This is a genomic window from Pseudomonas sp. GM24 (assembly GCF_000282235.1).
Classification (GTDB): Bacteria; Pseudomonadota; Gammaproteobacteria; order Pseudomonadales; family Pseudomonadaceae; genus Aquipseudomonas.
Map to the genome: position 1 here is coordinate 1 of NZ_AKJR01000175.1, position 8,502 is coordinate 8,502.

Genomic DNA, 8,502 nt, shown 5'->3' on the forward strand with positions numbered 1-8,502 from the left:
CCTGCTCGCGATAGCGATCTGACATTCAACATAGATGTCGCCTGATAGACCGCTATCGCGAGCAGGCTCACTCCTACAGGGGGATGTGTAAGCCCAGAAATTACCCGTTTTGCAGGAGCAATCATGACCCGTCCAAAGAATGCCGAACCCACCGCGCACGCCGAGCCGTCGAGAATCCGTGAAGGCCTGCCCTTCCCGCTCGGTGCGACCTGGGATGGTCTGGGGGTGAACTTTGCTCTGTTTTCCGCCAACGCCACCAAGGTCGAACTGTGCATCTTCGACGATGCCGGCGAAGTCGAACTCGAACGCATCGAACTGCCGGAATACACCGACGAGATCTACCACGGCTACCTGCCCGATGCGCACCCGGGGCTGATTTACGGCTACCGCGTCTACGGCCCTTACGACCCGGCCAACGGTCATCGTTTCAACCACAACAAACTGCTCATCGACCCGTACGCCAAGCAATTGGTCGGCGAACTGAAATGGTCGGAAGCGCTGTTCGGCTACACCATCGGCCACCCTGACGCCGACCTCAGTTTCGATGAGCGCGACAGCGCGCCGTTCGTGCCCAAGTGCAAAGTCATCGACCCGGCGCACACCTGGGGCAACGACCATCGCGTCAGCGTGCCGTGGGACAAAACCATCATTTACGAAACCCACGTGCGCGGCATCAGCATGCGCCACCCTTCGGTGCCGGAGAACGTACGCGGCACCTTCGCCGGGCTGATGGTCGACGATGTGCTCGAACATATTCGCAAGCTCGGCGTGTCCACCGTCGAGTTGCTGCCGATTCACGCCTTCGTCAATGACCAGCATCTACTGCACAAAGGCATGACCAACTACTGGGGCTACAACAGCATCGCCTTCTTCGCTCCGGACCCGCGTTATCTGGCCAGCGGCAAGATCGCCGAGTTCAAGGAGATGGTTGCGCACCTGCACGAAGCCAATCTCGAAGTGATTCTCGACGTGGTCTACAACCACACCGCCGAGGGCAACGAGCAAGGTCCGACCCTGTCGATGCGCGGCATCGACAACGCCTCGTACTACCGTTTGATGCCGGACGACAAGCGCTTCTATATCAACGATTCCGGCACCGGCAACACGCTGGACCTGAGCCATCCGTGCGTGCTGCAAATGGTCACCGACTCGCTGCGTTACTGGGCCAGCGAGATGCACGTCGACGGCTTCCGTTTCGATCTGGCGACTATTCTCGGCCGCTATCACGATGGTTTCGACGAGCGTCACAGCTTCCTCGTCGCTTGCCGTCAGGACCCGGTGCTGCGTCAGGTGAAAATGATCGCCGAGCCGTGGGACTGCGGCCCCGGCGGCTATCAGGTGGGCAACTTCCCGCCGGGCTGGGTCGAATGGAACGACAAGTTCCGCGACACCGTGCGCGCGTTCTGGAAAGGTGACGACGGCCAGGTTGCCGACTTCGCCAGTCGCATGACCGCCTCCGGCGAGATGTTCAACCAGCGCGGACGGCGGCCGTACTCGTCGGTGAATTTCATCACCGCCCACGACGGCTTCACCCTCAACGATCTGGTGTCGTACAACGACAAGCACAACGAAGCCAACGACGAAAACAATCAGGACGGCAGCAACAACAACCTGTCGTGGAACCATGGCGTAGAAGGCCCGACCGACGATCCCGAAATCAATGCCCTGCGCCATCGGCAGATGCGCAATTTCTTCGCCACCCTGCTGCTCGCCCAAGGCACGCCGATGATCGTCGCCGGTGATGAATTCGCCCGTACCCAGGACGGCAATAACAACGCTTATTGCCAGGACAGCGAGATCGGTTGGGTCAACTGGGACCTGAGCGAGGACGGCAAGGCGTTGCTGAAATTCGTCAAGCGCCTGATCAAGTTGCGTCTGGCTTATCCGATCCTGCGTCGCGGCCGCTTCCTGGTTGGTGAGTACAACGAGGACATCGGCGTCAAGGACGTCACCTGGCTGGCACCCGACGCCACCGAGATGACCACCGAGCATTGGCACGATGCGCACAACCGCTGCCTGGGCATGTTGCTCGACGGCCGCGCGCAGGAAACCGGGATTCGCCGCAAGGGTGCGGATGCGACGCTGCTGCTGGTGGTCAACGCCCACCACGACATCGTCAATTTCACCTTGCCGGAAGTGCCGGAAGGCAGCTTCTGGACTTGCATGATCGACACCAATCAGCCGTCGATTCGTGGTCAGGAACGCTTCGATTTCGGCCACGAATACTCGGTCACCGGGCGCTCGCTGCTGCTGTTCGAACTGCAACGTGATGAAGAAGACTGATATGGACCTGCACCGTTATCTCGCCCGGCGTCCGGCGGATTATCCGCACACCGTAGCGCTCGGCAATTGTCTGCGGGCGCTGGTCGAGGCCGGGCTGGATCGTTTGCCGTTGCCGGGCAGTGGCCGCACGCTGGAACGTTTTCAGTGTCTGGCGGAGGTCGCTGGGCATGACCTCGGTTTGTGCAAACTGTTCGAAGGCCATACCGACGCACTGGCGATCATCGAGCAATTGGGCGGTTCGCCGACACCGGGCAGTACGTGGGGCATGTGGGCGGCGGAACCGCCGCAGGCGCGGGTCAAGGTCAGCCCGGCCGGGCACATGGTCGCGCTGCACGGGCGCAAGGCGTGGTGCTCCGGGGCCGCCGTGCTCAGCCACGCCTTGCTCACCGCGTGGGATGCCGATGATCAGCAACAACTGGTCGCCGTCGCCCTCGACCAACCGGGCGTGACCGTCACCGAGCAAGGCTGGCAAGCCGTGGGCATGGCCGCCACTGGCAGCGTGGAGGTGCTGTTCGACGGCGCCGAAGCACAGGCCATCGGCAATCCCGGCGACTATCTGCAACGACCGGGTTTCTGGCAAGGCGGTATCGGTATTGCGGCGTGCTGGTACGGCGCCGCAAGGCAAATTGCCGAAGCGTTGCGCGCACAGTGTGAGCAACGCCCGGAGCCGCACGCCCTCGCCCATCTCGGCGCGGTCGACAGTGCCTTGCAGGCGGCCGCCGATGTCCTGCGTTTCAGCGCCCTGCACATCGATGCACACCCCGAGGACAACGCCGAACTGCTCGCCCGTCGTGCCCGCGCGGTGGTCGAGCAGTCGGCGGAACAGGTGCAGCGAGAGGTCGGTCGCGCCCTCGGCGCCGGGCCGTTTTGCAAGGATCGGCACTTTGCCCGGCTCAGCGCCGACCTGCCGGTGTTCCTGCGTCAGAGTCACGCCGAACGTGATCTGGCTGCGCTCGGGAAAATGGTTGCCGGGCAATCCGCGGAGGCATGGGCGCTATGAAAACCAATCCGATTGTCGGTCAGGGTACGAGCCTGCATCAATGGCAGGCTTCGCGGCATCTGGCGGAACTGGACAGCATCGACATCCTTAGTCTGGTGCCACCCGGCGCACGGGCGGTGATTATCGCGCCGCACCCAGACGACGAAGTGCTGGGTTGTGGCGGTTTGCTGCAATTGCTCGCGGCTGCTGGACGGCCTCTGCAGCTGATTTCAGTCACCGACGGCAGCGCCAGTCACCCAGGTTCCAGTCGTTGGCCGGTCGAACGTCTGAGCGTGGTGCGCCCGCAGGAGTCTGCCGAAGCGTTACGCCGCCTCGGTTTGCCGATGCATCGCGTGAAGTGGCTGCGCGGTGGCTTCAGCGACACCCAGGTGGCCGCTCAGGAAGCAGAGTTGGTCAATTTCATCGAGCGTCATCTGCGCCCCGATGACGTGCTGTTCACCACGTGGAGTGAAGACGGTCATTGCGACCACGAAGCCGTCGGCCGCGCCAGTGCCGAAGCTGCCCGCCGCGTCGGTGCGAGTTGCCATGAATTGCCGGTGTGGACCTGGCACTGGGCAACCCCGGAAGACGCCTTTGTCCCGTGGCAACGCGCACGCAAGATTCTCCTGACGCCGGCGCAAGTTGCGCGCAAGCGTCACGCGGTACATGCCTTCGCCAGTCAACTGGAGGGCGATCCTGACGCCGGACTCGGTCCGGTGCTCGCGCCGTATGTGCTCGATCGCCTCCTACAGCCCTTCGAAGTGGTGTTTCTATGAGTGTCGAAGATCGCTACTTCGATGGCCTGTTTGCCGGCAATGACGACCCGTGGGCGTTCCGTGAGCGCTGGTACGAGCAGCGCAAACGCGCGATCACTCTCGCTGCCCTGCCGCGTCCGCACTACCGGGCAATCTTCGAACCGGGCTGCGCCAACGGCGAGTTGAGCGCCGAACTGGCCAGCCGCTGTGATCGCCTGCTGTGCTGCGACACCGCCAGTGCGGCGGTGACCTTGGCGCGCACGCGTTTGAGTCTGTTCGATCATGCCGAAGTGCGGCAAAACCGTCTTCCCGGCGACTGGCCGGAGGAAAAATTCGACCTGATCGTATTTAGCGAGATCGGCTACTACCTCGATGGCGAAGATCTGACAGACGTGATCCGTCGGGCCAGTGATTGCCTGACTGCCGACGGCCAGTTCCTCGCCTGTCACTGGCGCCCGCCCATCGACGGCTGCCCGTTGAATGCACGGCAGGTGCACGACCTGATCCACGAAAAACTGCGTCTGCCGCGAGTGGTTTTGCATCAGGAAGCGGACTTCATTCTTGAAGTGTGGAGCCGTGAACCGCGCTCGGTAGCGGCACTGGAGGGCTTGCGATGATCGGCATTCTGATCCCGGCGCACAACGAGGAAGACTTGCTCGACGACTGTCTGAACGCGGCCATGCGCGCCAGCCGCCACGGTTTACTGGCTGGCGAAAAGGTTGAAGTGTTGGTGGTGCTCGACAGCTGCACTGACCGCTCGGCGCAGATTGTCAGCCGCTATCCGGTGCTGAGCCTGCACATCGATGCACGCAATGTCGGCCAGGCCCGGGCGGCCGGCGCACAGCTGTTGCTGGAACGCGGCGCGCGCTGGATCTCCTGCTCGGACGCCGACAGTCGGGTCGCCGACGACTGGCTGGTCGCCCAGCTGGGCTTGGGGGCCGACGCGGTATGCGGTACCGTCACCGTCGAACGCTGGCACGAGTCGTTCGATGCCGCGGCGCAAATCCGCTATCACCGGCATTACCGGGCCTGTGATGGCCATCGGCACATTCACGGCGCGAATCTGGGCATCAGCGCCGACGCCTATCGCTGGGCCGGAGGCTTTAAACCGTTGGCCTGCGATGAAGATGTGCAGTTGGTACGGGAGCTGGAACGGGACGGTGCCAACATCGCCTGGAGTCATCGCCCGCAAGTGCTCACCAGCGCGCGGTTCGACAGCCGTGCTCGTGGTGGCTTTGGTGACTATCTGCGAAATCTGGCACAGATGGAGCAAAAAAAAGCGGATCAGATTGATCTGTGACGCGACGGATCTGGCTTCATGAGCAATACTCTGCTGCGCGGCAATCCAGGGTTCGGAGCGTCGCACGGCATTCAACCAGCCTTCACGGGTCGGTGGCGTCTGGCAATCACTGCCACGCACACGACTGAGGGCGAGACAACACAAGGACGTCAGACCATGAAAACGTTATCCCTCAGCGACAGCAGCCTGCCGGCGCAAATATGGAACAGCGCCGCACAACTGGACAACATTCCCGTCATCAATACTCGCAGCCTGGTGCCCGACGGTGCCCGCGCCGTGGTCATCGCGCCGCATCCCGGCGATGAAGTGGTCACCTGCGGCGGACTGCTGCAATTACTGTCCAGCCTCGGTCATCCGCTGCAACTGCTCTCGATCACTGACGGCAGTGCCAGCCACCCCGGCTCGCGGCAGTGGTCGGAAAAACGCCTGAGCGTATTTCGCCCACAGGAAAGCGTCGAAGCCCTGCGCCGCCTCGGCCTGCCAATGCACAGCCTGAAATGGGTGCGTGGCGGCTTCACCGATAACGCCCTGTGCGACCAGCAGGCGCAAGTGACCGAGTTCATCGGCCGCTACCTGCGCCCCGGCGACGTGGTGTTCAGCACCTGGCGCGGCGATGGCAACGACGACCACGAAGCGGTGGGCCGGGCCAGTGCGCAAGCGGCTGAACAGGCCGGTGCGATCTTCCATGATGTACCGGTCTGGGCCTGGCACTGGCCCGAACGCGACCAGCAACTGATCCCTTGGGAGCGCGCGCGCAAACTGCGCCTCGACACCTGGACCGTCGCGCGCAAGAGCCACGCCACCCACGCCTACGCCAGCCAGCTCAACGGCGAACCGGCGATCGGCATTGCGCCGATGCTGCCGCCGGTGATCCTGGAGCGGATGCGCTTGCCGTATGAAATCGTGTTTGTCTGAACTCAACGAGTTCACGGAGTACATCTCGCAATACCTATGGGCTTGTTGATGAAAGCGCCAGAACCTTCAGCGTGAAAGCCGACTGACATCCTGCTGGCGCGGGTGCATTTTCTCGCAATTCACCGCCAGAAATTCGTGCCACCCCTCTTAAGCCGTTCGTCGATTTTCAGTGCGCACCTGTCAGATCTGACAGGTGCGCTAACCCATCAATACAGGTTCAATCACTCCATCACCCGACCGGAGTGCATTGCCGTGTTTGTCAACGACCCCAAGCCTGAATCCACCTCGACTCGCACTGAGTTTGTCCGCACCGGTCGTCATCAAAAAGCGCCTGAATGCTCTTCAAGAGGACTTGCCTGATGCCTTCTCACAAGCGTTTCCGCTTCCCTCCCCTGACGGAAGGCAACAACCCACTGACGGTGCTGCGTCCCCTGCTGATTCCGGGGATGGTCGAGCCGGTGCAAGATGGCGATGGCGGGATCAGCATCAAGGTCGCCACCGATGACCCCGACGGCGTGCTGTGCGTCATCAATCCTTATCTGCCTCCCATGAGCGAGGGTGACAAACTCGAGATTTATTGCAACGGCACGAGAGTGCGCGAACGATTCGTGGAGGCCGACGAAGTCAACCAGCGGGTGTTCTTTTATCTGCCGACGCCTGTCGAGTCGGGGTGGCTTGAAAACTGCCACTATGTGCTGACACGCAAAGGCGAGACCGAAGCCGATCCGCCCTCGGTGGCCTTGCGGATATGGGTCAAGCTATACAAGCCGGGTAACTTTGACAGGCATCCGAATGACGAGGACGGCCATTCAGAACTGAACATCGTGCATCTGCCACCCGAACTGGTCGAACAAGGCGTGATAGACGCCGAATGGGCCAAAAAAGGGGTACTGGCCACCATCCCTCATTATGTGTATTGCACACGCAACGACAAGGTGCGTTTACAGCTGGGCGAATACCTGATTTCTGCGCACCGCATCACGCCGGAGCAAGCCGAAGGCCAGCAGCCGATCGAAATCCTGATTGATCAGGACGCCATTCTCGGCGCCGGCGACGGTCTCAGACTGGTAGTCAAATACGACATCATTGACGAAGTCGGGAATTGGGCCGACCGCCACTCTCAACGCACCTACATCGACGTGGACGCGGGCGGCTGGCGACTGGAGGCACCGATCATCAGGGAAGCCCTCAACGGCGTGATTACTATCAGGGATTTGAACAAGCAGCCGGTGACGATTCAGATCCATGTCAGCAGCCAGTACTTCGGCGTGGGCGACAGCGTGAAAATGACCTTTATCGGCACGCCGCCGGATAACGCGGAACCGCTCATCTGCAGCGAAACCCGCGACATCGATAACGTCCCTTCAGTGCTGGAAATCGAAGTGCCCTATGAGTTGATCAGGGCCATCGCCCAAGGGCGTGCCGATGCGTCTTATATTCTCTACAAAAAGGACGGGGGCGACCCGATCTCTTCCCGGCGCGCTCTTGCCAGGGTAGAAGGCGACGTCAACATGCTCCCCGAGCCGAGCATCCGCGAACTGCTCGGCGATACCCTCGAACCGGACCAGCCTTACGCCACGGTCGACGTACGCTACGCGATGAAAAATGGCGACCTGATCTGCCTGAGATGGACCGGCATCAAGTCCAACGGCGACGCCTATCTGCATGAGGTTTCCCATATAGTCAGCGACAACGAAGCCAAGGAAGGCCTGGTCACGTTCGACATCAACGCCGAGCACATCAGTGTGCTTGATAACGGCACGCTCGACCTTTCTTACGTGGTCGCGAACGATGCACCTGGCCTCCTCGACATCAGAGAGTCCGAGCGGTTGCTGGCCAAGGTCGGGAAGGTCCGCGCGACACTGCCGGCCCCCGAAGTGGAAGAGGCCGATCCGCCGGGGGATGTGCTGGATCCGTCCAAGGTGTTCGAGAGAGTGCATGTGTGGATCAGCGAGGCGAAGACCCTGAAGGGGGATGTTCTTACCTTTTACTGGCGCAGTCCCAACCCATTCGCCAGCACCAGTGACTGGCTGCCCATTACCACCGTGACCGAAGGTCAACCTGTGCGTTTTCCGGTGGACGTAAAATTCGTGACGGCCAACATCGGAAATAGCGTTAGGGTGCTCTATACATTGTGGCGGACCGCCACGCAGCGGAATGAATACTCTGCAGCATTAGATTTACGGGTGGCTGGGTGGATATCGCCCGCCATCAGCAACATCACCGACTCCAAAGGCACAATCGCGCCCGGCGGGATTACCTTTGATACC

General features: G+C 61.5%; 6 protein-coding genes and 1 pseudogene. All 7 read left to right on the top strand.

Annotated features, from left to right (window positions below; genetic code table 11):
- Positions 1-123: 123 nt before the first annotated feature.
- Complete coding sequence (glgX, locus tag PMI23_RS19255; RefSeq protein WP_007918157.1) at positions 124-2,283, top strand: glycogen debranching protein GlgX; 2,160 nt, start codon at positions 124-126, stop codon at positions 2,281-2,283.
- Position 2,284: 1 nt separating this feature from the next.
- A complete protein-coding gene (locus tag PMI23_RS19260; RefSeq protein ID WP_007918164.1) occupies positions 2,285-3,283 on the top strand; it encodes an acyl-CoA dehydrogenase family protein in 999 nt (332 codons plus the stop codon).
- Positions 3,280-4,038, top strand: a complete 759-nt coding sequence (locus PMI23_RS19265) for a PIG-L deacetylase family protein (protein WP_007918166.1) — start codon at positions 3,280-3,282, stop codon at positions 4,036-4,038. Before PMI23_RS19260 ends, PMI23_RS19265 begins: the two co-directional genes overlap by 4 nt.
- Entirely contained in the window at positions 4,035-4,634 is a 600-nt protein-coding gene (locus PMI23_RS19270) for an SAM-dependent methyltransferase (protein WP_007918168.1), read from the top strand. The genes PMI23_RS19265 and PMI23_RS19270 overlap by 4 nt, the downstream gene beginning before the upstream one ends.
- Positions 4,631-5,317, top strand: coding sequence for a glycosyltransferase (locus PMI23_RS19275; RefSeq protein WP_007918170.1), 687 nt, complete (start codon positions 4,631-4,633; stop codon positions 5,315-5,317). The genes PMI23_RS19270 and PMI23_RS19275 overlap by 4 nt, the downstream gene beginning before the upstream one ends.
- A 156-nt stretch (positions 5,318-5,473) precedes the next feature.
- On the top strand, positions 5,474-6,232 hold the full coding sequence (locus PMI23_RS19280) for a PIG-L deacetylase family protein (protein WP_007918172.1): 759 nt from the start codon (positions 5,474-5,476) through the stop codon (positions 6,230-6,232).
- A gap of 359 nt (positions 6,233-6,591) precedes the next feature.
- Positions 6,592-8,502, top strand: a pseudogene (locus PMI23_RS19285) (Ig-like domain repeat protein); the annotation flags it as partial.

Excerpts from the sequence above, each read along its gene's own strand:
- glgX (WP_007918157.1), top strand. The coding sequence starts at position 124 with ATGACCCGTCCAAAGAATGCCGAACCCACCGCGCACGCCGAGCCGTCG.
- PMI23_RS19260 (WP_007918164.1), top strand. The coding sequence starts at position 2,285 with ATGGACCTGCACCGTTATCTCGCCCGGCGTCCGGCGGATTATCCGCAC.
- PMI23_RS19265 (WP_007918166.1), top strand. The coding sequence starts at position 3,280 with ATGAAAACCAATCCGATTGTCGGTCAGGGTACGAGCCTGCATCAATGG.
- PMI23_RS19270 (WP_007918168.1), top strand. The coding sequence starts at position 4,035 with ATGAGTGTCGAAGATCGCTACTTCGATGGCCTGTTTGCCGGCAATGAC.
- PMI23_RS19275 (WP_007918170.1), top strand. The coding sequence starts at position 4,631 with ATGATCGGCATTCTGATCCCGGCGCACAACGAGGAAGACTTGCTCGAC.
- PMI23_RS19280 (WP_007918172.1), top strand. The coding sequence starts at position 5,474 with ATGAAAACGTTATCCCTCAGCGACAGCAGCCTGCCGGCGCAAATATGG.